Consider the following 23,535-nt stretch of genomic DNA (forward strand, 5'->3'; position numbering starts at 1 on the left):
CCCAGTCTGGTTGGAACGATGGCTTTAGCGACAGATCTTGTGGAACCGTCGCCGATAATTGCCGGAATCGTTGCATTTTGCGGGTTTAGTGCGCAACCGTCATCCGTAAAGTGTACATCCCGGATATTTGTAGCGCTTCGACTGGCGCCATCGCGAGCAGGCTCACTCCTACAATTGAAATGCATTCCCCTGTAGGAGTGAGCCTGCTCGCGATGAGGCCCGAACGGTACTTGCATCTTCCCCCCTGCGCCCGCATAACTTAGCCATGAATCTGCCCATCCCCACGGACGCGGCCCTGGCAGGCTTTCACCCCGCCGTCAGCGCCTGGTTCCGCAAGACCTTCCCGACGGTCACCGCCGCCCAGGCCCGCGCATGGCCGTTGATCCGCCAGCGCCGCTCGACACTGATCGCCGCACCCACCGGCTCGGGAAAAACCCTGACCGCGTTCCTCGTCGTGCTCGACGACCTCGTCCACCGAGGCCTGGCAAACCCCGACAGCCTGCCCGATGAAACGCTCGTCGTTTATGTCTCCCCGCTGAAAGCGCTGTCCAACGACATCCGCATCAACCTGCAAAACCCGCTGGCCGGGATCACCGAACAGTTGCGGCAGATGAACCTGCCGCAAGTACACATCACCACCGCCGTGCGCACCGGTGACACCCCGCAAAAAGAACGCGCGGCCATGCGCAAAAACGCGCCGCACATTTTGGTGACCACCCCGGAATCGCTGTACGTGCTGCTCGGTTCCGACTCCGGGCGAAAAATGCTCGGCACCACGCGCACAGTTATCATCGACGAAATCCACGCGATGGCCGCCGGCAAACGCGGCAGTCACTTGGCCCTGAGCCTTGAACGCCTTGAGGCCTTGTGCGCCGAACCGCTGACCCGCATCGGCCTGTCTGCCACGCAAAAACCGGTTGAAGCCGTGGCGCAATTTCTGGTCGGTCATGGTCGCCCCTGCGAAATCATCGACATTGGTCACGCCCGCCCCCGGGATCTTGGCATCGAAGTCCCGCCCGTGCCGTTGTCGGCAGTCATGGCCAACGACGTTTGGGAGCTGGTCTACGACCGCCTCGCCGAACTGGCCCGCGAGCATCGCACCACGCTGATTTTCGTCAACACCCGGCGCCTGGCCGAACGCCTGAGCCGACACCTCAGCGAACGCCTCGGCAAGCATGCGGTAGCGGCGCACCACGGCAGTCTGGCCAAGGAGTTTCGCCTCGACGCCGAGCAACGCCTCAAGCGTGGCGAGTTGCAGGTGTTGATCGCCACCGCCTCGCTGGAACTGGGTATCGATATCGGTGAAGTCGATCTGGTCTGTCAGATCGCTTCGCCGCGCTCCATCGCCGGGTTTCTGCAACGCGTCGGCCGTTCCGGTCACCAGGTGGGTGGCACGCCCAAAGGTCGGCTGTTCGCCACCACCCGCGACGACCTGATCGAATGCGCCGCCCTGCTCGACTGCGTGCGCCGTGGCGAACTCGATACCCTGCACATTCCTGTCGCGCCGCTGGATGTGCTCGCGCAGCAGATCATCGCCGAAGTCAGTTGTCAGGAATGGCCAGAAGACGATTTGCTGGCGATGTTCCGCCAAGCCTCGCCCTACCGCGATCTCGACGAAAAACACTATCAAGCCCTGTTGAGCATGCTCGCCGAAGGCTACAACGGTCGTCAGGGCATCCGCAGCGCTTATCTGCATCGCGACGCCGTCAGCCGCACCTTGCGAGGCCGCCGTGGCGCGAAACTCGCTGCCGTGACCAGCGGCGGCACCATCCCCGATAACGCCGATTACAGCGTGATGCTTGAGCCGCAAGGCCTGAACATCGGCAGCGTCAACGAAGACTTCGCCGTGGAGAGCATTGCCGGCGATGTGTTCCAGCTCGGCAATACCTCCTACCGCATCCTCCGTGTGGAAACCGGCAAGGTTCGAGTCGAGGATGCCCACGGCCAGCCGCCGACCATTCCCTTCTGGCTCGGCGAAGCGCCGGGGCGCAGCGATGAACTGTCGTTCGCCGTGGCACGCCTGCAAGCGCAACTCGACGAACTGCTCGGCGCCTGCCCCGGAGACTTGCAACCAGCGCTCGACTGGCTGACACAGACCCTCGGTCTCAACCGCGCCAGCGCCGAGCAACTGGTCGAATACCTCGCCCGCGCCAGGCAGACCCTCGGCGCCCTGCCCTCGCAAGATACTTTGCTGATGGAACGGTTTTTCGACGAGTCCGGCGGCACGCAACTGATCATTCATTCGCCGTTCGGCAGTCGCGTCAACCGCGCTTGGGGTTTGGCCCTGCGCAAGCGCTTCTGCCGCACCTTCAACTTCGAATTGCAGGCCGCTGCCAGTGAAGACGCGATCGTCCTGTCGCTGTCCACCAGCCACAGCTTTGAACTCGATGAGATCTGGCGCTACCTGCACAGCAACAGCGCCGAGCAGATCCTCATTCAAGCGGTGCTCGATGCGCCGCTGTTCGGCGTGCGTTGGCGCTGGAACGCCGGTGTGGCGCTGGCATTGCCGCGTTTTACCGGCGGGCGCAAAGTCGCGCCGCAGTTGCAGCGGATGAAAAGCGAAGACCTGATTGCCAGCGTGTTTCCCGATCAGATCGCCTGCCTGGAAAACCTCGCCGGCGAACGCGAAATCCCCGAGCATCCATTGATCGAGCAAACCCTCGACGACTGCCTGCACGAGGCGATGGACAGCGAAGGCTGGCTCAATCTGCTGCGGCGCATGGAGCGTGGCGAGGTGCGTTTGATCAGCCGCGATCTGCCAGCGCCCTCACCGCTCGCGGCGGAAATTCTCAGTGCTCGGCCGTACGCTTTTCTCGACGATGCACCGCTGGAAGAACGTCGCACTCAAGCGGTGATCAACCGCCGCTGGAGCGATCCGCAATCGACTGATGATCTCGGTGCGCTGGATGCAGACGCGATAAACGCCGTGCGCGAAGAAGCCTGGCCGACGCCGAACGCTGTGGATGAAATGCATGAGGCGCTGATGAGTCTGGCGTGCATCAGCGAGGATGAGGTGCAAGCGAACGAAGGCTGGCGCAAATGGCTGGAAACCTTGGCCAGCAGCGGCCGCGCCTGCCGTTTGCAAATCGATTCCGAGCATTGTTTATGGCTGGCCCGCGAGCGCCTGACCTGCCTGCAAGCACTTTATCCACAGGCTAAATTGCAACCCGGGCTGGAGGCCTTGCCGGGATTCGATGAAACCTGGACGTACGATGAGGCATTGGTCGAAGTGATCCGCGCACGGCTCGGTGCTTTCGGCCCGTTGCCGTTAACCGCTATCGCCGAACCGCTGGGGCTGCCAACCACTCAAGTCAACCAAGCCCTCGCTCAACTGGAGCGCGAAGGCTATGTCCTGCGCGGTCAATTCACGCCGAAACTGAACATCGAAGAATGGTGCGAACGTCACCTGCTCGCGCGTATTCATCGCTACACGGTCAAGCGTCTGCGCCGGGAAATCGAACCGGTGGCTTTGCAGGATTTCATGCGATTTCTGTTCGACTGGCAGCATCTCTCGCCTTCGACGCGGGGCCAGGGCGGCGCGGTGTTGCCGGCGATTGTCAGCCAGTTCGAAGGCTACGCAGCGGCAGCTTCGGCGTGGGACAGCGACATTCTGCCGGCGCGGCTCAAGGACTATTCGCCGAGCTGGCTGGATGAGCTGTGCCGCAACGGCAAACTGGTGTGGACGCGCCTCAGTGCCCGGCAAAAAATCAGCGGCACGGCGTTGCGCAGTACGCCCATCGTGTTGCTGCCGCGCAGTCAGGTTGGCTTGTGGAGTGCGCTGGCCGAACAGACGCCCGTGAGCGAACTGTCGCCGAAAACCCAGAAGGTCTTTGAAGCGTTGAGTCAGCACGGCGCGCTGTTTTTCGATGAGTTGATTCATGAGGCGCATCTGCTGCGCACCGAGCTGGAAATCGCTCTGCAGGAACTGGTCGGCGCCGGGCTGGTGAATGCCGACAGTTTCGCTGGCCTGCGTGCGCTGATCACCCCGGCGAGCAAACGCCAGCAGCGCAGCAGTCGTCGCGGGCGCGGCGCGTTTGTAGGCGGCATGGATGATGCCGGGCGCTGGGCCTTGCTGCGGCGCGGGGCAGCTGTGGATAACAGCGAAACCCTGGAACATGTCGCCATGACCTTGCTGCGCCGCTATGGCGTGGTGTTCTGGCGCTTGCTGGAGCGTGAGGCGGATTGGTTGCCAAGTTGGCGGGAATTGCTGCGCACGTTTCATCGACTGGAAGCGCGCGGCGAGATTCGTGGTGGACGGTTTGTCAGTGGCTTGGCGGGGGAACAGTTTGCCTTGCCGGAGGCGATTCCACTTTTACGCGAAGTACGTCGGCGGCCACAGGACGGCAGTCTGGTTGCGGTGTGCGGGGCTGATCCGCTGAACCTCGCCGGGACGTTGTTAGCGGGGGTGAAAGTGCCGGCGCTGGTGAGTAATCGGTTGGTGTATCGGGATGGTTTGCCGGTGGCCGCGGAGATTGCCGGTAAGCCGCAATTTTGGCTGGAGCTGGATCAGATCGCGATGGAGCAGGTGCGCAGCAAATTGATCCGGCATTGATGTCGGCTGTTCTGGTGCTATCGCGAGCAGGCTCACTCCTACAGGGGAACGCATTCCAAAGGTAGGAGTGAGCCTGCTCGCGATGACGCCAGTATTACCAACACAAAACCCGATATTAAGTCCTCGATTCATGTGGCACCTCGCTCACCACCACCTCACTCCCCTGCGAACGCTTCGGCAACAAAACCTGCTGTGGATAAGTCTGCGCGAAATGCACCGTCTCGGTGTTATCCACAAGCTTCTTCAAACGCTGATTGAACGCCCGGCTCACCGCATACTGCCCACCCGACACGGTGCGGAATTGCGCCGTGAGCACCACGCCGTTCAAATCCATCCTGTCCACGCCAAACACATCCAGCGGCCCTTGCAGGTTGTACTTGAGGAACGGGTCTTCGCGGATCGAATCGCCGGTCTCACGAATCAGCTCGATGGCCTTGTCCACATCCGTGTCGTAAGTGAACTGCACAGAAAAAAACGCAAAGGCAAACTGCCGCGATTGGTTGGTCACAGCCTTGATCTGGCCGAACGGTACCGAGTGCACAAAACCTTTACCGTCACGCAGACGCAGGGTACGAATGGTCAGCCCTTCGACCGTGCCGGCATGGCCCGAATCGAGCACCACCCAATCGCCAATCGACAAGGTGTCTTCGATGATGATGAACAACCCGGTGATCACGTCCTGCACCAGTTGCTGCGAACCGAAACCGATGGCCAGACCGACCACCCCGGCCCCGGCCAGCAGTGGCGCAACGTTGATCCCCAGATTGGCCATGGTGGTGATCGCACAGATCACCACGAGGATGATTTTGATCGCGTTGCGCAGCAGCGGCAGGATGGTTTTCACCCGCGTACTTGGCTGGCGAGCGCCGCGCTTGCTGACTGGTGGCTTCAGTGCTTCCTGAATCGCCGTGTCGAGCACCACCCACAACAGCCAGGTCACCAGGAAGATCAGACCAATGCTACTCAGCGCATTACTGATCGCTCGCCCGACCGTGCTGCTCTGGGCGAAATCAAGCAGCGACACGCCCCAGATCCGTCCGAGAATATCGATGAAGGCAATCGCGATGACGATCCGCAGCAAGGCATGCAACAGGCTCAGGAAGCGTTCCTTATAGGCGCTGCTGCGCTGGATCGCCTCGGCTTTTCGTGACTTGAACAAGTGCTGCAGAATCGTGCTGAGAAACACCGTGCCGATCAGCAGCACCGTGGTGAACAACGCGCAGCGCAGGGCTTTTTGATTGTCCTCGCCGATGCCGATCAGATTCACCGCCGAGACCAGCACCATCAACACAATCGGCCAATACCACAGCCCGGAAAAAATCCGCAGTGACTCCTGCAAGGAGGGCTGTTTCAAACGTTGAGCCAGCGAGCGGTTGCGGATCAGATGGGCCACTGGACGGCGCAGACGAATCACCAACAGTCCGAAAATCACCGAGGCGATCAGGCCGGTAAACACGGCAACGCTGCTGGTGATATTGCCGCCCAGTTGACGGGCGATTTGCGGGCTGGTCAGCGCATCGCTGAGGGCGGCGAGGAAGCCGATCAGGAACAATGGTCGCGGACAATAATTGCGGATGATGCGTGCAGCGGGCCGTTTGTGCCCGACATTGAACATCACCACCACGCACAACAACATCGACGTGGAAAAGATGCCGCTGCTGGTGGCGTAGGCCAGACACAGCGCCAGCGCACGTCCGACCGAAGCTGGCAGAAAGTGGCTGACGTAAAGCGTCAGCGGCAGGCAGATCAGCGCCGGCACGGTGTACGGCAACAAGTAGCCGATCAGATCCTGACTGCGCTGACGGGTGCGCAACCAGCGACCTCCACGCATACGGTTGGCCAACAAACTGCCGAGTACGGTGAGCAGCGCAAAACTGCCGAGCCAAGTTCCAGAGAGACTAAGGAAATCCCCGGCGACGCTCCAGCCCGAGCGGTTCGACGGTTGATTGACCAGTTTGTCGACTTCATCGGCGGCGCGATCGGCGCGCAGGCGCCAGGCGTCGACCAGGTGTTCGTTGAGATCGAGTTTGTCCTGGACGTCGTCGATGCTCGAACTGATCGCACCGAGCAGACCGCCCTGCACAATCGGTTCAGGTTTGGCCGCCTCCTCGGTGGCGGCGGGAACGCCCGGCAGTGCGGCGGCCTCCAGTTCGTTGGTGCCTAGAAATAGCAGTGCTCCCAGCAGAATGGCGATCCTGAACTTGCTCAAAACTCCGATCTCCCGTGGCTGAACCTGTAAGGAACTGATCGGTAATTGCCCAGCAAGTTCAAGAGCACCCTCACAGAGCACCACCGCGAACCCCGATCATTCCCACGCTCTGCGTGGGAATGCGACTAGGGACGCTCTGCGCCCCAAAAGCGGACGCGGAGCGTCCATTGAGGCGTTCCCACGCGGAGCGTGGGAACGATCAACAAATCCGGAGTCGAACTCAAACCCTGAAAACCCTGAAGATCTGCTCCCTTCCCCCTCGCCCCCTTGGGGGAGAGGGTTGGGGTGAGGGGGAGCGCTTTTGATCTTCGCCTTGGACGTGACCGTCCGTAACGCCATCGAAACTTTCCCGGCCCGCCCGCAGTCATCAAAAGATACCGGCAACACGAGGACTTTCGACGGGAGGGCGGCATGGCGACGATTCACATCGGTATTTCCGGCTGGCGCTACGCACCGTGGCGCGGGGACTTTTACCCCAAGGGACTGGCGCAAAAGCGCGAATTGCAATTTGCGTCGCGGGCGGTCAACAGCATCGAAATCAATGGATCGTTCTACGCCCTGCAACGACCCGAACGTTATGCACAGTGGTACGCCGAAACGCCTGACGACTTCGTCTTCAGCGTCAAGGCGCCGCGCTTCATCACCCACATCCGCCGCTTGCGTGACATCGAGAAACCGCTGGCGAATTTCTTTGCCTCGGGGATTCTGGAACTCAAGGAGAAACTCGGGCCGATCCTTTGGCAATTCCCGCCAAACTTCAAATTCGAGCCTGAGCGCTTTGAGCATTTCCTCGCGCTATTGCCCCACGACACCGAAGCGGCCGCAGCCCTCGCCCATCAACATGACTCGCACCTGCACGGTCACGCGAGCATGAAAGCCTGGCGCAAAAAGCCGCTGCGCCATGCCGTAGAGATCCGCAATGACAGCTTCCTTGATCCCGATTTCGTGCGGTTGCTGAAGCGCTACAACACCGCCCTGGTCATCGCCGACACCGCAAACAAATGGCCCTACCGCGAAGACCTCACCAGCGACTTCGTCTACCTGCGCCTGCACGGTGCCGAAGAGCTTTACGCCAGCGGCTACACCGCGCCGGCCCTCAAACGCTGGGCCGAGCGCATCGACGCCTGGCATCACGGCGAACAACCGAAAGATGCGCATTTGATTGCGCCACGCCTGAAGCCGCGCCCACGCAAATCCCGCGAAGTATTCTGCTATTTCGACAACGACATCAAAGTCCGCGCGCCCTACGACGCCCGTGATCTGCTGCAGCGTTTCGAGCTGGACAAAGACCTCGCCACCGCCCCCGGCGAACCCGCTGCGCAAGGAGTGCTGGCATGAGTATTCCGGAACCGGTCGGTTTCACTGATGAAGGCTCGGTGGTCGCGCCTTCGGTACGTACGTTCACCGTGCTGACGGTCAACACCCACAAGGGCTTCACCGCGCTAAACCGACGCTTCATCCTCCCGGAATTGCGCGAAGCGGTGCGCAGCGTTGCCGCCGACGTGGTGTTTTTACAGGAAGTTCACGGCACCCACGAGCACCATCCCAAGCGCTACAGCAACTGGCCGACGATGCCGCAGTACGAATTCCTTGCCGACAGCCTCTGGCCGCAGTTCGCTTACGGGCGCAACGCGGTGTACCCGGAGGGCGATCACGGCAATGCCTTGCTGTCAAAATTCCAGATCATCCGCCACGACAACCTCGACGTGTCGATCAGCGGCCACGAGAACCGTGGTCTGCTGCATTGCGTGCTGCGCCTGCCCGGCGACGGCGCCGAGATCCATGCGATCTGCGTGCATCTGGGCCTGCGTGAAAGTCATCGCAACGCCCAATTGAAGCTGCTCGGCGAACGCCTCGCCGAGTTACCGGACGACGCGCCAGTGATCGTCGCTGGCGACTTCAACGACTGGCGCCAACGCGCCGATGCGCTGCTCACACCTTGTGGCTTGCGCGAAGTCTTCGCCGAGCATCACGGCAAACCGGCACGCAGTTTCCCCGCACGTTTGCCGACCCTGCGCCTCGACCGCATCTACGTGCGCAACCTTAAAGCCAGTCAGCCGAAAGTCCTTGCCAACCGGCCCTGGTCCCACCTTTCCGACCACGCACCGTTATCGGTGGAGATCGAACTATGAACAGCGCGCCGCTGGAGAAATCCGCCGTGGAACCGATAGCTATCACCCCGCCGATACGCGAGCCCGGCCAAGTCGATGTCGAATATCGCTGGCAGGGCAACAATCATGTGCAGCTGCTGGAAAACGGTGAGGAATATTTTCCTCGCGTGTTCGAGGCCATGCGCGCGGCGAAAAGTGAAATCCTCCTGGAGACCTTCATCGTTTTCGAAGACAAGGTCGGCGCCGAACTGCAGGAGATTCTGATTGATGCGGCGAAGCGCGGCGTGCGCACCACCGTCAGCCTCGACGGCTTTGGCTGCGGCGAGCTGACCACCGGCTATCTCACCGCGCTGAGTGCGGCCGGCGTGCATTTGCAGATCTTCGATCCGGCCCCCAAACGGCTGGGCATCCGCACCAATTGGTTTCGCCGTCTGCATCGTAAAATCGTCGTGGTCGATGGCATGGTCGCGTTCATCGGTGGAATCAATTTTTCCGGCGATCACCTGGCCGATTTCGGCCCCGAAGCCAAGCAGGATTACTCGGTGGAAGTTCAGGGCCCGGCGGTCGCCGACATCCACCATTTCGCCCTGCTGCAAAGTGGTCGCCCGGGCCGCGCGCGGTTCTGGTGGCAGCGCCGCCGCCAGCGCCGCGCCGAAATGGCTTTCGACGACCATGACGGTCAGGTACGTCTGGTGTTCCGCGACAACGACCAGCACAGCACCGATATCGAAGACGTTTATCTGCAAGTGCTGCGCCGCGCCAAACGCCGCGTGGTGATCGCCAACGCGTATTTCTTCCCCGGTTACCGCTTGCTGCGGGAAATCCGCAATGCGGCGCGACGTGGTGTCGAGGTGCGACTGATTCTGCAAGGGCAGCCAGACATGCTGGTGGCCAAACTCGCGGCGCGCATGACCTACGATTATTTGCTCAAGGCCGGAGTGCAGATTGACGAATATTGTGCGCGCCCGCTGCACGGCAAAGTCGCGCTTGTCGATGACGAATGGAGCACCGTCGGTTCGAGCAACCTCGACCCGCTGAGCTTGTCGCTGAACCTGGAAGCCAACGTGCTGATTCGCGACCGCGCCTTCAATCAGCACTTGTTCGAGCGCCTCGAAGACCTCAGCCAGAATCACTGCAAGGCCATGGATGCGAGCAAGTCGCCACGCGGGCGGATCTGGCACATGACCGTGGGGTTTCTGGTGTTCCACTTTCTGCGGCACTTCCCGGCAATGGCCGGTTGGCTGCCGGCGCACAAACCAAGGCTCAAGCCGTTTCGAGGTGACCGCTCATGAGCCATTCCGAGGTGCATTCCGCCCAGCATTCGACGCCTGCGACGCACTCGAAATGGAGTCGCTGGAAACGCCCGCTGACGCTGCTGTTTTTTCTCGCACTGATCGTGTTGCTGACGATGTTCGCCACGCGCATCGAATGGGCCGAAGTGCTGCAGACCCTCGCCGACTTCAAAGTGCGCACGCTGATCATCGCGGCCAGCCTGACGTTGTTGAGCTTTCTGGTGTACGCCAGTTTCGACCTGATCGGGCGCACCTACATTCGCCAGGATCTGACCTGGAAACAGATCCTGCCGGTGGGGATCATCAGCTACGCATTCAATTTGAACCTGAGCGCGTGGGTCGGCGGCATTGCCATGCGTTATCGGCTCTACTCGCGCCTTGGGGTGAGCAAAAGCAACATCGCCAAGATCCTCGGCCTGAGCCTGGCGACCAATTGGTTTGGCTACATGACCATTGCCGGCGTGGTGTTCAGCAGCGGTCTGGTGAGCATGCCGCCGGGGTGGAAAGTCAGCAGCACCGCGCTGCAAGGCATCGGCGTTTTACTGCTGCTGATCAGCGCGGGCTATCTTGCGGCGTGCCAGTTTTCCAAGCGCCGCGAATGGTCGATTCGCGGTGTGGAGATCAATCTGCCGTCGCTGCGCATGGCGGTATTGCAACTGTTGCTGGGCGCATTGAACTGGTCGTTGATGGCGGCGGTGATTTTCACCTTGCTGCCGAGCAAGCTCGACTACCCGTTGGTGCTGGGGGTGTTGCTGATCAGCGCGATTGCCGGGGTCATTACCCATATTCCGGCGGGGCTTGGGGTGCTGGAGGCGGTGTTTGTGGCGCTGCTGCAACACGAGGCTTCGCGCGGCAGTCTGGTGGCGGGGTTGCTGGCGTATCGGGCGATTTATTTTCTATTGCCGTTGTTGATTACGGTGGTGATGTATCTGGTGGTGGAGGCCAAAGCGAAGGCGCTGCGGATAGAGAAGAAACCGAGGCATTAAGATCAAGAGATCGCAGCCTGCGGCAGCTCCTACAGTTGGAATGCATTCTCCCTGTAGGAGCTGCTGCAGGCTGCGATCTTTTGATCTTCAGGATTGGATAATGCTCAACCGCTCGCCCACGACCATCTCGGTAATCCAGTCCACCAGAATCGAGGTATACGCCTGCTGCGACACCGGCTCGCTCAGCGCATGATCGGCGCCGTCGATAATCCGGTGCGTCAGTGAATGGGTCTGCTGGCATGCCGCGCGGTAACTCATGATCGCCGCGTGGGGCACGTAGTCATCGGTTTCCGACTCCACCAGCAACACATCCCCGGTGAACTGCGAACACGCATGCAGCGCACGGTTGCTGTCGGCGCGCACCAGCGTGCTTCGATAATCACGCAAATCGGCCTTGTCCAGCTCACGTTTGGGCGTGTGCCATTGCTCATCGCGATACAGCGCTGGCACGCGCAACGCCAGCCAGCGCACCGGGCGCAATGACGTAAGGATCGATGCCAGGTAACCGCCATAACTGGTGCCGACCACGGCGATTGCCGAGGTATCGAGCGCCGGATGCGCCAGCAAGCGGTCGTACGCCGCGAGCAGATCGCGCAAGTTGTCTTCGCGGGTGACGCGGGTCAGCGGAATTCCGGTGCCGCCGGTATGCCCGCGCAAGTCGAACGTCAGACATACACAACCGAGACCGGCGATACCTTTGGCCCGCTCCAGATCGCGCTCCTGGCTACCGCCCCAACCGTGGACAAACAACACCCCCGGGACTTTCGATTTGGGACTGAGAAAGGTCCCGCTCATCTGTTCATCATCAATGTCGATTTGAATGCTTTCGCTTCTAGCCGTCATAGGATTTGACCGTTACGTATTTGAGGAGAAATTCACTGTTTTCGGCCGGGCCGCGATACACCTCGATGGCATTCGCCGGCAGCGGTTGATCAATGTAGGTTTCCACCGAAGACACGCGAATCGCGCGCATCCCCGGGTCGTTGACGAAGCTTTGCAGCGCGGCGACCTCAGCGCTGCTGGCGCCACCCATGCGCCAGGATTGTTCGAGTACACCGCTGCGGGTTTTGCCGTTGTTGTCCAGCCCTTGGGCGATGTCGTAGTTGCGGCGCGAGGCATAGAAACGTGGGTAGGCTTCGTCGGCGGCACTGTCGAAAATCTGCGCCTGTTCGATGGCCAGGCGCACATCGTCCGGTAAATCCAGCGCCAGCAGATCGTCATAGCCACCCTGCACCACCAGCAGGTTCGAGCCGCCATAAACCTCTTCATCGTGGGCGTCTTTGGTCAGGTATTGATCACCACAATAACTCAACACTTTGTCGCCGATGAATGACTGGCCGACGCTGTGAGTGACCACGTCGCTCAAGTCCTGCTCCAGCACTACGCCCTCACTGAAGTATTTTTCAATGTCGGGACGGGCGAGGACTTCGTCGAAGGCGTCCAGACTCTTTATAACTTCCTGACCGCGACCGGCGCAGGCGTGAATCGGCTTCAGACGAATCGGCCCGCTGTACAACAAGTGCTCGGCAGCGGGCCGTGCATCTTCCAGAGCAAACACGCTGAGACCGTCGAGGACCACATTGCGCGTGCGTTCGCTGAACAGCGGCGACCAGCCTTGTGGCGCTGTGGCCAAATGGCTGCGCAGACCGTGGCTGATGGCTTTGGTGCAAATGAAGTCATGTTCGACAAAGCCGCCCCACAGATCCTCCGGGCCCTTGATGCCCAGCGCCTGGGCCTGGGCAGCGCCGACGATGGTTTGCGTGGGCAGCAGATACAGATCACGGCCGCGATGTTTTTCCGGGTCGTAACTGCCACCGAATTTCAACCCGAGAATCTGCGCCAGCCAGCGGGCCAGCGCCTTGTTGGTTTGCACTTCATGCTGCGGCGCGTCGGCACGCACCGAGTGGGCGACGACGATTTTTTTGCGGGGTGTCGGGGTCATGCGTCCCCCTTCCATCGGTTCGATGACTGTAGCGGTGGAGGGTGCAGAGATCAGGCCAACCATCGCTGCGCAAAATTCTTTTTTGAATCATAAACTTGGCAGAATCGTGCTGGCACCGCGCCTGTTTCAATCTGCACGACCACCCACAAATCCCCGGCAAATTGCACGATCCCGAACCTTGTGCGGTCTCTTGTAGGAGTGAGCCTGCTCGCGATAGCGGTGGGTCAGTCACCTCACGGTTTTCTGACAGATTGCTATCGCGAGCAGGCTCACTCCTACATTAGATGTTCGTTGCCTTCGGAATTGGGCTTACGCCAAACCGCGCCCGATAATCACTCGGCGCCAGCCCGGTGATTTTCTTGAAGATCGCGCGAAACGCTCCGGGATCCTGATACCCGACCGTCCAGGCAATGTGATCGATGGTGCCATTGGAGAACTCGAGCATTTCCCGCGCCTTGCCCACCCGCAAGTGCTGACAATACTCGGTCGGCTTCAACCCCGTCGCCGCGCGAAAACGGCGCAGGAATGTGCGCTCCTCCAGCCCCGCCCGCTCGGCCATTGTCGTCAGCGAAACATCCGTCGCGCCAGTGCTTTGCAGCCAATGTTGAACCTTGAGTATCGGCGCGTCACCATGGCTCAGAATCGGTGCGAAATTACTACCGCACTCGCTCGCGCTGTCGCTGTGCTCGATCACCAGAAATCGCGCAGTGGCGGTGGCGATGCTCGGCCCAAGCAGACGATCAACCAGACGCAAGCCCAATTCTGACCACGCCATCAATCCAGCGGTGGTGATCAGATCCCCGTCATCGACAATGGGCGTATCAGCCTTGAGTTTGATCTTCGGATAACGCTCGGCAAAAGCCTTGGCCGACGTCCAGTGCGTAGTGGCGCTACGGCCGTCGAGCAGACCGCTTTCAGCCAACAGCAGCGAGCCTACGCAAACCCCGCCCAGCGTCGCCCCGTTGGCATGCTGAGCGCGTAACCATTGCATCAGGCTAGCCGGTGCCTGCGCCGCCGAGAACCCGCCGATCGATGGCGGAATCAGCACCGCCAGCAAAGCGCTGTCGTCACCCGCATGACTGTCGTAAGTGCGCGTTGGCGGCTGATCGCCCTCGACCTGCCAATGACTCATTCGCAACAATGGCAGTTGCGCAGCCTGATACTCGGCGGCAATCCGGTTGGCCACCGCGAACAGATCGGTCAGGCCATGCACCGCCGCCATCTGCGCACCGGGGTAAATCAATATGCCCAGTTCAGCGACAGCGGCCCTTTCTACGCCCATTGTCAGTTTTCCCCTGCTTATTGTCGGTGCGGCCAATCCTCGATTCGCTGGTCAGCGTCAATACTGAAGCCACTTCCAGCCAATCCATCGAGGACACACCCATGGCCAAGCAAGCGCTCATCGTAGTCGATATCCAGAACGACTACTTCCCCCAAGGCAAGTGGCCGCTGGCCGGTGCTGATGCCGCCGCCGACAACGCCGCGCGGCTGATCGCAGCGTTTCGTGAGTCAGGCGATTCGGTGGTGCATATCCGCCACGAATTCACCTCCCCCGACGCACCGTTTTTCACCCCGGGTTCTGAAGGCGCCAAGCTGCATCCCAAAGTGCTCAACCGCGCCGATGAACCTGTCGTGCTCAAACACTTCGTCAATTCATTCCGCGAAACCGAACTACAAGCGATCCTCAACGAGAAAGGCATCAAGGAACTGGTGGTGGTCGGCAGCATGAGCCACATGTGCGTCGACGGTATCACGCGTGCAGCGGCGGATCTGGGCTACAGCGTTACGGTGATTCACGACGCCTGCGCCAGCCGCGACCTGGAGTTCAACGGCCTCACCGTGCCGGCGGCGCATGTTCATGCAGCGTTCATGTCAGCCTTGGGTTTTGCCTATGCCAGCGTGGTGTCCACCGACGAATTCCTCGCGAAACCTCACTGAGTCATACCTTGCAAACTATCCGGGCCCGCCTTCCAGCGGGCCTTTTTTCGTCTGTCATAAAAATCTCACGCGTGAGCCATTGATGGCACTTTGATTTGGTTGTAGTGTGGCTCACGCGTGAGATGTTCATAACCGAGCCATTGCCATGAAAAGCCGTTCCCCCACATCGAAATCAGAAAACCCGAAGGGAGAGCGCGCGAAACCGTCGGCGAAAAAACCGTCGAGCTTCTATATGAAGCAGATGCGCGCAGGCCTGGCCGCTGCCGGTTATGTGAAACACGAAACTTGGGTGCTTCCCGAAAACCGAAGCTTGCTCAAGCAAATGGAGCAACAGCTACGCCAACCGATTCTGGCTGGCTCTTTCATGTCGGAGAATTACATGAGCGCAGGCAACAACTGGACCATTGATAGCCTCTTCAACGCCCTCAAGGCCCTGGACGAGGTAGCTTCGCAAGAGATCACGCTGTCGCTGATCCAGAGCTCCGAACCCAGCATCAAGCTGGAAATGAATGAATTCGGCGGTCTGCCGATTCACATCGCCCTGGCCGGCCAGCAGATCATCGTCGACACCGTGCTGGTGGACATCGACTCGATCTCGAACGTAGCGACTTTCAACGACGCCGTGTTGCGCAGCCGGGAAATGTTCCCGCTGTCCTCGATCGGTATCGAGTCGATGCCGAACGGGCAGACCGTTTACAACATGTTTGGCGCCCTCAGCGCCGACTCGAGCCTGACCAACGTCGTCACCGAGGTGAAAACCCTGGTCGACAACGTGCAGCGCGCGAGTGAAGCCTTCGAACACTTCTTCAAGTAATCAACAGGGAATATCCAATGACTCAGTCCATCTGGAGCAAGTTGTTCACCGCACTGCGCGGCGGCGCCAATGAAGTCGGCGAAGCAATCGTCGACCAACAGGCCCTGCGCATCCTCGACCAGGAAATCCGCGACGCCGATACCGCACTGTCGAACGCCCGCCGTGAACTGGTCACCATCATGGCCAAACACAAACTGGCCGCCGACCGCGTAAGCGAGTACGACGCCAAGATCAAGGATCTGGAAGCCAAAGCCGTCTCGGCGCTGAACGCCGGCCGTGAAGACCTCGCGCTGGAAGTGGCCGAAGCGATTTCGACCCTGACCAACGACCTCGACGCCGAGAAAAAACAGAGCGACGAATTCGGCACCTACGCCGAAAACATGCGCAAAGACATCAGCAAGGCCGAGGCGCGGATCAAGAGCCTGCGCCAGCAAGTGGACATGGCCAAGGCCCGTGAAAGCGTGCAGAAAGCCCAGGTCAGCGCATCGATTGCCAGCGGCGGCGCCAATGGCAAACTGGAAACCGCCGTCGGCACTCTGAATCGCCTGCAGGCCAAGCAGCAGCAACGCGCCGCCGAGCTGAGTGCAGCTGATGAACTGGCCGACGCCTCGACCGGCAACGACCTGGATCGCAAACTGCGCGACGCCGGCATCACGCCGAACGAAGGCAGCGCCAATGCGATTCTTGAGCGCCTGAAGCAAAAGTCCGCTCAGTAATCACTGCGGAAAACCCTTGTAGGAGTGAGCCTGCTCGCGATGAGGCCGGAACATTCAACCTCAGTGTTGTCTGAACCGGCGCAATCGCGAGCAGGCTCACTCCTACTTGTTTTGTGGCGTGTTGTTGATCGCGCAGCCCGGTACACTAGCCACGCTTTTTCGCCAACGAACACTTCCACCCGCTTCAAGGAACGTACCCATGGGATGGTTTAAAGACTTGCTGGGCACCAGCAACTGGCAGACCGCTGCGCCAACACCGACCGTTGCCAGTGGCCCACTCGGCATGGCGCAGGGCAAGGCCGTCAGGTTCGATACGACGCTGGCGCTGTTGCTCGACGGTTCGACCACCGTGCGCGTGCCCTTTGATCAGGCGATCTGGAGCCATGGTTGGGTCGACCTCGGCCAGTCCAACAAACTGCACCGCTATTACATGAACGACGAGGATTTCTGGCTGCAGATCCACGTCACCGGCGACGACCAGATCGAATCGGTCACCCTGTTCAACTACCTCAGTTACGTGACCGTCAACAGTGACGCCGAACTGCAGCGCCTGGCGGGTCCAAGCAGCCCGATCGGCCTTCCGGCTTACACCCACGACGGTGTCGGGTTCACCCGCGAATGGGGCACCGAGCAAGGTCAGACCGAACTCGTACCGATGACCGAGCAAGTGGTCAACCCGGACGAAAGCTACACCATCGAACACCACTCGATGCTTTACGCCCGCGACACTGGCCTGACCGATCGCCGCGAATTGCTGCTGTTCTCCGTCGAACAGGACGAAGAAGGCACCGTCAGCTTGAGCACCTCTCTGGGTATCTCGCTGTACACGACTGATTTGAGCACCATTTAAAAAGGAAGTTTTTCATGCTGGAAGTGCTGGCCGTTTCCCTGAACAAGACCGCACTGGTCGGTTTCGTCGTTTACCTGATCGGCGCCGTGCTGCTGTTCATGCTGTTTCAATTCGTCTACACACGCATCACCCCGCACAAGGAATTCGAGCTGATCCGTTCCGGCAACAGCGCCGCGGCGATTGCGCTGTCCGGCGCGATCATCGGTTTTGCGATTCCGGCCAGTAACGTGATCGCCTTCTCGGTCAATGTCGTCGACTTCGTGCTTTGGGCGGTGATTGCGGCCGTTGTACAACTGCTGGCATTTCTCGCCACAGGCTTGGTCCTCAAAGGCACGTCCCAGCGCATCGCCAACGGTGAAGTGGCTTCCGGCATTTATGTCGCTGCGGTGGCGATCAGCGTCGGCATGCTCAATGCCGCCTGCATGACACCGTCCAACTGACCGGCAGGAAGCCCTCGATGAAACGCAGTAAATACGTTCAGTTGTCCCTCGCCGCCTCGGTGGCCCTGGCCATCTCCGGCGAAGCGGTAGCAGTCGATCAGCCACGCAGCTTCCAGAGTGTCGAGCAGTGTGTCGATGCCGAAGTCGCCGCCGATGTCTGCTCGAACGCCTACGTCGCCGCCCTGACCGAGCACCGTCGTATCGCCCCGGCGTACGATGACAAGGCCGAGTGCGACGCAGACTTTGCCGCCGACTGGTGCCAGAAAAATTCGTCCGGCAAATTCGTGCCGAAACTGGGTGGCTTCAAAATCAGCCAGAACGCTGAAGCGCCGCAGAATCTCGATGCGATTGCCGATGCGCAGATGCCCGCCGGTGACGTCAACGCCGCACAAGCCGCACAGGCCACGACTCATTCTTCCGCTAGCTCGACCAGCGGCCTGCTCACGGGATGGCTGATCGGCAACGCGATGAGTAACAACTCCAATCGCACGGTTTATCGTGATCGCGACACACGCCAGACCTACAACACCTCGACGCAGTACCGCAAAGTCGAATCTGCTCCGGTCACACGCAGCCAGCCTGACTATGAGAGCAGCAAGAGCAAACCGGTGAACGTCGCCTCCTCGACTTCCCGTGGCGGTTTCGGCAGCCAGTCCAGTGCCCGCAGCGGGTGGGGTGGCTGGGGCAGCAGTTCCGGCCGTTCGAGCAGCTGATCATGAAAAAGATCCACTGCGCCGAGCGCCCCGACTGGAAACACACCGCCGAGAGCCTCGGCTTCATGTTCCATACCATCGACGACGAACCGTACTGGGACGAAAGCGCCTACTACCAGTTCTCGCTGGCGCAGATCGAAAACGATCTCGAGGATCCGACCACCGAACTGCACGAGATGTGCATGGACCTGGTCGACCGCGTCGTGCGCAGCGAAGAGTTGCTCGACCGCTTGAGCATCCCGGCGTCGTACTACGACATGATCCGCACCTCTTGGCTGGAAGGTCATCCGCATCTGTACGGGCGCATGGACTTTTCCTACAGCGGTAACGGCCCGGCGAAACTGCTGGAGCTCAACTACGACACGCCGACCAGCCTCTACGAGGCGGCGGCGTTCCAGTGGGGTTGGCTTGAGCAATGCATCGAACGCGGCACGCTGCCGCGCCATGCCGACCAATTCAACAGCATCGACACCAAACTGCACCAGGCCTTTGCCGAGTTGCAACTGAAGCGGCCGTTTTACTTTGCGTCGATGAAAGACTCGGTCGAGGACAAAGGCACCACGGATTACCTGCGCTTGATCGCCGAAAAAGTCGGTATCGAATCGCGACACATCGACATTGAAGACATCGGCCTTACGGCTGAAGGTCGCTTTGTTGATCTGCAAGATCGATGGATCCCGCATCTGTTCAAGCTGCATGCCTGGGAGTTCATCTTCCACGAACCGTTCGGCGCGGCGATTGCCGAGTGCGACACGCAGTTTTTCGAACCGGCATGGAAGGCGATCCTGTCGAACAAAGGCGTGTTGCCGTTACTGTGGGAAATGCACAAGGGGCATCCGAATCTGCTGGCGGCGCATCTTGATCCAGATCCGGCCAGTGCAGTGCCAAAGGGCTGGGTACGCAAGCCGTACTTTTCCCGCGAGGGCGCCAACATTGAACTGCAGACGGCTGACGGTCTGATCGTCAAAGAGGACGGACCGTACACCGACGCGCCGTTTATCCTGCAGAAGTTTGCGCCGCTGCCGAAGTTTGGCGACAGCTACACGCTGATCGGCTCATGGGTGATTGGCGATCAGGCGGCGGGGATTGGTGTGCGGGAAGACAACAGTTTGATCACCAAGGATTCGAGCCGCTTCCTGCCGCACCTGATTCTTGACTGACAATACATCTGCGATGACCAAGCGACGAAATACACCGCTCGATCATTCGAAAATGTAGGCTTTCTCCGTGCAGAACGCGCGGGGCACCATTATCTGAGGCACATACAAACCGTTGATCAGACAATTGTAGTCAGCGGCGGTTAGGGGCGTTTCGGGTTGCCCGTAGTTGAGGAAACCGTACGTTGCACAATCAATCAATACCCTCAATGCCAGAGCTTCTTTTATGTCGTCTCGCAGAAACATCTGCTCAGAGCGCGTATCAAACTTTCTGACCTGTATGGTTGAGCCTCCTGCAACCGTCTTTGTTTCGCAGTGCGCCACCAAGTTCTTCACAGGAATAGCACCAAAACCCAAGCCTGCTGCGGTCATTGGGTCGCTACCAAGTGTCAGACGATTCGAGCCAATCTTTGCATTGCAAGTATCCAGATCCCCCAAAGTGAGGATAGACGCAAAGGGCAACTGAGCAAAATCGACTAAATGGCAGACATTGCCGAAACGCGACCCGACTTTTTTAGGACGGGTGACTGCGTCGTTTTCGCGGGGCTCAATGGCGAGAAAAACATAGTCGGTGTGACCGATATTCTTGAAAGCCATGCTGGGAGTATTACCCTTCGGATAATCTTTGATACCCAACTCGTCTGAGAATTGATCGAGAAAGGTTCGGCTGTATAACGACAACGTATGAGTCTGCGGCCCCTGCGCAGTTTTTTTAGTTTGCTTTCCCTTGGGTTGTTCATGTACACGCGAAAATTCAGCGTAGTGGGTTAATGACAAAGGGAAACGCTTGAGGCACTGAAGCAGATCATCCGAATAGGGCAGCTTTTCAGCCGCCTCCTTTCGAAGCTTTTCCAGGTTGGCGCTCGAAATACAACCCAAAGCGTTCAATGCCGCGAATTCATTATGAAGGTGATCATTAAGGTGGCAACTGAAAGCCTGCACTAAAGGCTCTTTGGTCAATGACTCTGCTGGGGTCTCCCTGATTGTCTGTACCGTCGTCGCCGGCATTTCGGTAAGGGGCCGGTGTTGCACGGCCGACGTCGATGCTGAAGGTTTGGGCGCACTGGAACTGGCGCTTTCCTCCGCGGAGGAGGCAACATTGCGCCTCGCACGTAAATTGACTTCGGGCAATATCCACTGGGCACCCTGCGTCAACATAAACCGCGCGGCATGCTCGGCAGCCCTCATGCAGGCGGTGTCGGAGGTAAGAACCTTGTCGGCAAGATTGTAAAGCGTATACAAGGCAGCAGCCGTCACCTTCGGTGAGCAGGCACCCTTCAATCGGTTGAGGCGTTCTGCATCGCCTTCTTCGGCCAACACATCCACCGTGGAGTGAACGACTTCGCACAGGGGGCAGCGCCTGTCGTCGATCGTCGCTCCATTCATACCCAAGGGTGCTTGCTTGTGCTCCTCTTCCTCATTGTCATAGGCGCGCTGTTGCTCTTTCGTCATCATGATCCGTAGACCCTCTTCAGCGCAGATACGAATGCTTTCTCCGTTGCGTCTCCATCGGCCGTGATTCGGTTATCGGTCTGGAAGGCTGCCACCGCTGAATGCAACGCCTCGTCGATCATTTCATCGATGGTTCCAGTGTAATAACCCAACGACTGCAGCCGCCCCTTCACCCCGCTGACCGTGTCAATTGGATTGAGATGACTGACCCGAAAACGATGCACCTCGGCAAGAGCCCCCTGCCCCAGCGTCACCTTGGCCAACGTGATCGCCGGAGAAACAAACGCGAGGATGTAACCGTCGCGATCGATGACGCCGCAACGATCGACATATGCAGCACCATCGGCTGATGTCAGCGCCAATTGATAGGGTTCATCTACGCGAGCCCTGCCATTGCGCAAGAAGCGAAGGCGCAACACTTCGGGAATGCCTTTGCGCTTCAAGACATAGCGCCGCCCGACAATCCCATCGATCCGTTTCGATTGTTTTTCGGGGATATAGATTTCATCGCCCCGATACAGCACGTTCTGATCCCGTCGTTTATCCGCAAGGTCCAGGTTGCGCTTGTGCCCCCATATCGTTGCGGGGAAAAAACCGAACCGATGGGCCAGTCTGGCGATACATTCCCCTTGAATGGCGGAATGCGTGAACGCTGGGTGACTCGTTGGTGCAAGTGGCCGCCAATCCGGCTCGCTGGCGGTCACCGTGCTCATGATCAAAGCGCTCGTTCCGGCCGGCTCCCAGGCACCGGCGTCCAGTTCGGTCAACCCGATCTCATAGCTGCCGTGATCGAGAGGCTCAAAGCGAGCAACACCGTCGAGCCGCGTACGGGATGTCATCACTTGCGTAGCACCTTTCTTCAACTCGACAGCAACGCCTTCGAGCGGAGCACCATCTTCGCCAACCACCTGTACTTCAATGGCTTGACGGAGGTTTGATCTGGCCGCACAAGAAACGGCAATACTATTTGAATGAGTCTGCGGCAACGCCATTGCAGCGCCATCTGCATTCGCCAGTGAACTGATTTGCGTCATGTCCCTTGTCCTGTATGAGGTCGCTGCAGCAGATCGCGGTCCCAGATCGACTCATCATCCATGTGCGTAGCCGAAGGCTGCCAAGGCTGAGTATCGCTGTCGAATTGTCCTCTTGACTCGCGATTCCTGCGCTCAACGTCTTCGCGGTAGAGCGCCAACTCCAGCGCTCGCCCCATTCGCGCACTGGGGCTTCCACCCAATTCGTCTGTCAATACTTCACGAACCCAGCGCGATGCAGGCTCATCAGGAAAATCTCTGCCATAGATCGCGGCCAGACTCACGAAACGACAGCAGTCACGCTGAGAGTACAGGCCAAAGTCGTTTGCCTTACGTAACGACGCACGTACCTTTTCAGACAACATCACGTCGTCGTCAGCCGCATAGCGTTCTGGAAAATAGATGCGTAAATGCACCACCATCGTCGAGACATACTGTGCGTTAGCCTGAAGCTCGAACGCCTCCAGTTGAGACCGTCGCACCAAGTGCGTCATAGCGTCCGCCTCATTGATTTTGAGTAGACAAGCGACTGACTGCAGCCCGAACCGCCGCAGTAAAATCCGGCCGAATCAAGTGCCCGCCGGGATACGTGATTTGTAGCGAGGACGCTGCTATGAAGGCAATCCAGTTGACGTGCGAAAGCCAACTGCTGGATGAGGTCTAAAGCTTGGCCGGCATATCCGTTGCCGCGATATCGGAGACTGATCCAGTATGAAAAATGGCCGTCCCTTCCCAAGGTAATGAAACCCAGAAAACCACATTGTTCCGGGTTTACCAGTGCATACACCGAAACATCCAGGGAATGTCGCAACCAGTTTATCCAGGCACGCAGCTCTGCAGATGAACCAAAACAAGGGTATCCGGCGCAATGACTACCTTGCGGATCAGCCTTGATAGCGGTAAATGCATGCTGGCTGTGGTGCGGACCGAAAGGTGTGGCGATGATGTCTGCTGCTATGAGAGTTGCTGGCGCAAGAGGACCTTCGCAGGCACGCACCCAGGCGTCCAGCCGTGACAACATGTCGGAGTACAGCGAATTCGTCGGTGCCAGCCTGCTGGCATGTTGCCAATATCTTCGTGCTTGTGCATGACGCGCCAGCTGCCAGCTGGCCAATGCCAAATTGTGCAGCGTGATTGCATCCGGCGCAGTCGACGAGAGGTTTTGTTCGTATTCAGCAATGCAGTCTGCCCAGCGATTTTGCCGAGCACATGCGAATACAGCGTTAGTAAGCGCCACGCTTCCTTGCACTCGAACATCTCCCAAACCACTGGTTGGATGCTGAGGGCTATCACAGCCTCTCAACACCGCGCGCATACCCTCGCACGATCAAG

Annotated in this window: 20 protein-coding genes; 12 read left to right on the plus strand and 8 right to left on the minus strand. The window is 59.3% G+C overall.

Features of this window, described 5'->3' with window-relative positions:
* The first annotated feature begins 265 nt into the window (after nt 1-265).
* Entirely contained in the window at nt 266-4,552 is a 4,287-nt protein-coding gene (locus tag AK821_RS23930) for a DEAD/DEAH box helicase (protein ID WP_064392219.1), read from the plus strand.
* Between the two features lie 115 nt (nt 4,553-4,667).
* Here the strand turns inward: AK821_RS23930 and AK821_RS23935 are convergent, their stop codons facing one another.
* Entirely contained in the window at nt 4,668-6,761 is a 2,094-nt protein-coding gene (locus AK821_RS23935) for a mechanosensitive ion channel family protein (RefSeq protein WP_064392221.1), read from the minus strand.
* A 411-nt stretch (nt 6,762-7,172) separates the two neighbouring features.
* Between AK821_RS23935 and AK821_RS23940 the strand changes: the two genes are divergently transcribed.
* The 4 genes from AK821_RS23940 to AK821_RS23955 are packed head-to-tail and all read left to right on the plus strand — an operon-like array spanning nt 7,173 to nt 11,150.
* Nucleotides 7,173-8,099 (plus strand): DUF72 domain-containing protein, encoded by a 927-nt coding sequence (locus tag AK821_RS23940; protein ID WP_064392223.1) that lies wholly within the window; start codon nt 7,173-7,175, stop codon nt 8,097-8,099.
* Nucleotides 8,096-8,893 carry an endonuclease/exonuclease/phosphatase family protein gene (locus AK821_RS23945; protein ID WP_064392225.1) on the plus strand — a complete coding sequence of 266 codons (798 nt, stop codon included), beginning with the start codon at nt 8,096-8,098 and terminating at the stop codon, nt 8,891-8,893. Before AK821_RS23940 ends, AK821_RS23945 begins: the two co-directional genes overlap by 4 nt.
* Nucleotides 8,890-10,164, plus strand: a complete 1,275-nt coding sequence (gene clsB / locus AK821_RS23950) for a cardiolipin synthase ClsB (protein ID WP_064392227.1) — start codon at nt 8,890-8,892, stop codon at nt 10,162-10,164. The genes AK821_RS23945 and clsB overlap by 4 nt, the downstream gene beginning before the upstream one ends.
* Complete coding sequence (locus tag AK821_RS23955; protein ID WP_064392228.1) at nt 10,161-11,150, plus strand: lysylphosphatidylglycerol synthase domain-containing protein; 990 nt, start codon at nt 10,161-10,163, stop codon at nt 11,148-11,150. The genes clsB and AK821_RS23955 overlap by 4 nt, the downstream gene beginning before the upstream one ends.
* An 87-nt stretch (nt 11,151-11,237) precedes the next feature.
* On the opposite strand, the gene AK821_RS23960 is transcribed toward AK821_RS23955, so the two are convergent.
* From AK821_RS23960 to AK821_RS23970, 3 genes are all read right to left on the minus strand, one after another.
* Nucleotides 11,238-11,993, minus strand: coding sequence for an alpha/beta hydrolase family protein (locus tag AK821_RS23960; protein WP_064392230.1), 756 nt, complete (start codon nt 11,991-11,993; stop codon nt 11,238-11,240).
* The gene (locus AK821_RS23965) at nt 11,983-13,092 is read right to left on the minus strand and encodes a DUF3182 family protein (protein WP_064392232.1); all 1,110 of its coding nucleotides are present in this window, start codon (nt 13,090-13,092) and stop codon (nt 11,983-11,985) included. Before AK821_RS23965 ends, AK821_RS23960 begins: the two co-directional genes overlap by 11 nt.
* A 280-nt stretch (nt 13,093-13,372) precedes the next feature.
* Complete coding sequence (locus tag AK821_RS23970) at nt 13,373-14,374, minus strand: GlxA family transcriptional regulator (RefSeq protein ID WP_064392234.1); 1,002 nt, start codon at nt 14,372-14,374, stop codon at nt 13,373-13,375.
* A 101-nt stretch (nt 14,375-14,475) separates the two neighbouring features.
* Here AK821_RS23970 and AK821_RS23975 point away from each other — a divergent pair, with 101 nt between their 5' ends.
* The 7 genes from AK821_RS23975 to AK821_RS24005 all read left to right on the plus strand — a co-directional run bounded on the left by AK821_RS23975 (nt 14,476) and on the right by AK821_RS24005 (nt 19,723).
* A complete protein-coding gene (locus tag AK821_RS23975) occupies nt 14,476-15,030 on the plus strand; it encodes a cysteine hydrolase family protein (protein WP_064392236.1) in 555 nt (184 codons plus the stop codon).
* 145 nt (nt 15,031-15,175) lie between these two features.
* Nucleotides 15,176-15,844, plus strand: a complete 669-nt coding sequence (locus AK821_RS23980) for a YjfI family protein (RefSeq protein ID WP_064392239.1) — start codon at nt 15,176-15,178, stop codon at nt 15,842-15,844.
* A 17-nt stretch (nt 15,845-15,861) separates the two neighbouring features.
* Entirely contained in the window at nt 15,862-16,560 is a 699-nt protein-coding gene (locus tag AK821_RS23985; protein WP_064392241.1) for a PspA/IM30 family protein, read from the plus strand.
* Nucleotides 16,561-16,759: 199 nt separating this feature from the next.
* Complete coding sequence (locus AK821_RS23990) at nt 16,760-17,410, plus strand: DUF2491 family protein (protein ID WP_064392243.1); 651 nt, start codon at nt 16,760-16,762, stop codon at nt 17,408-17,410.
* Between the two features lie 14 nt (nt 17,411-17,424).
* The gene (locus AK821_RS23995; protein ID WP_064392245.1) at nt 17,425-17,850 is read left to right on the plus strand and encodes a DUF350 domain-containing protein; all 426 of its coding nucleotides are present in this window, start codon (nt 17,425-17,427) and stop codon (nt 17,848-17,850) included.
* Nucleotides 17,851-17,867: 17 nt separating this feature from the next.
* On the plus strand, nt 17,868-18,563 hold the full coding sequence (locus tag AK821_RS24000) for a DUF1190 domain-containing protein (protein WP_064392247.1): 696 nt from the start codon (nt 17,868-17,870) through the stop codon (nt 18,561-18,563).
* Nucleotides 18,564-18,565: 2 nt separating this feature from the next.
* Nucleotides 18,566-19,723, plus strand: coding sequence for a glutathionylspermidine synthase family protein (locus AK821_RS24005; RefSeq protein WP_064392249.1), 1,158 nt, complete (start codon nt 18,566-18,568; stop codon nt 19,721-19,723).
* A gap of 42 nt (nt 19,724-19,765) precedes the next feature.
* Here the strand turns inward: AK821_RS24005 and AK821_RS24010 are convergent, their stop codons facing one another.
* The 4 genes from AK821_RS24010 to AK821_RS29670 are packed head-to-tail and all read right to left on the minus strand — an operon-like array spanning nt 19,766 to nt 23,440.
* Nucleotides 19,766-21,175, minus strand: a complete 1,410-nt coding sequence (locus tag AK821_RS24010; RefSeq protein WP_152974193.1) for a hypothetical protein — start codon at nt 21,173-21,175, stop codon at nt 19,766-19,768.
* Entirely contained in the window at nt 21,172-22,206 is a 1,035-nt protein-coding gene (locus AK821_RS24015; protein ID WP_064392253.1) for a peptidoglycan-binding domain-containing protein, read from the minus strand. The genes AK821_RS24010 and AK821_RS24015 overlap by 4 nt, the downstream gene beginning before the upstream one ends.
* Nucleotides 22,203-22,697 (minus strand): hypothetical protein, encoded by a 495-nt coding sequence (locus tag AK821_RS24020; RefSeq protein WP_064392255.1) that lies wholly within the window; start codon nt 22,695-22,697, stop codon nt 22,203-22,205. The genes AK821_RS24015 and AK821_RS24020 overlap by 4 nt, the downstream gene beginning before the upstream one ends.
* Nucleotides 22,694-23,440 carry a GNAT family N-acetyltransferase gene (locus AK821_RS29670; protein WP_161806674.1) on the minus strand — a complete coding sequence of 249 codons (747 nt, stop codon included), beginning with the start codon at nt 23,438-23,440 and terminating at the stop codon, nt 22,694-22,696. Before AK821_RS29670 ends, AK821_RS24020 begins: the two co-directional genes overlap by 4 nt.
* Between the last annotated feature and the right edge of the window lie 95 nt (nt 23,441-23,535).

Origin of the sequence: Pseudomonas sp. RIT-PI-r (assembly GCF_001297015.1) — a bacterium.
In the GTDB taxonomy this organism is placed as follows: Bacteria; Pseudomonadota; Gammaproteobacteria; order Pseudomonadales; family Pseudomonadaceae; genus Aquipseudomonas.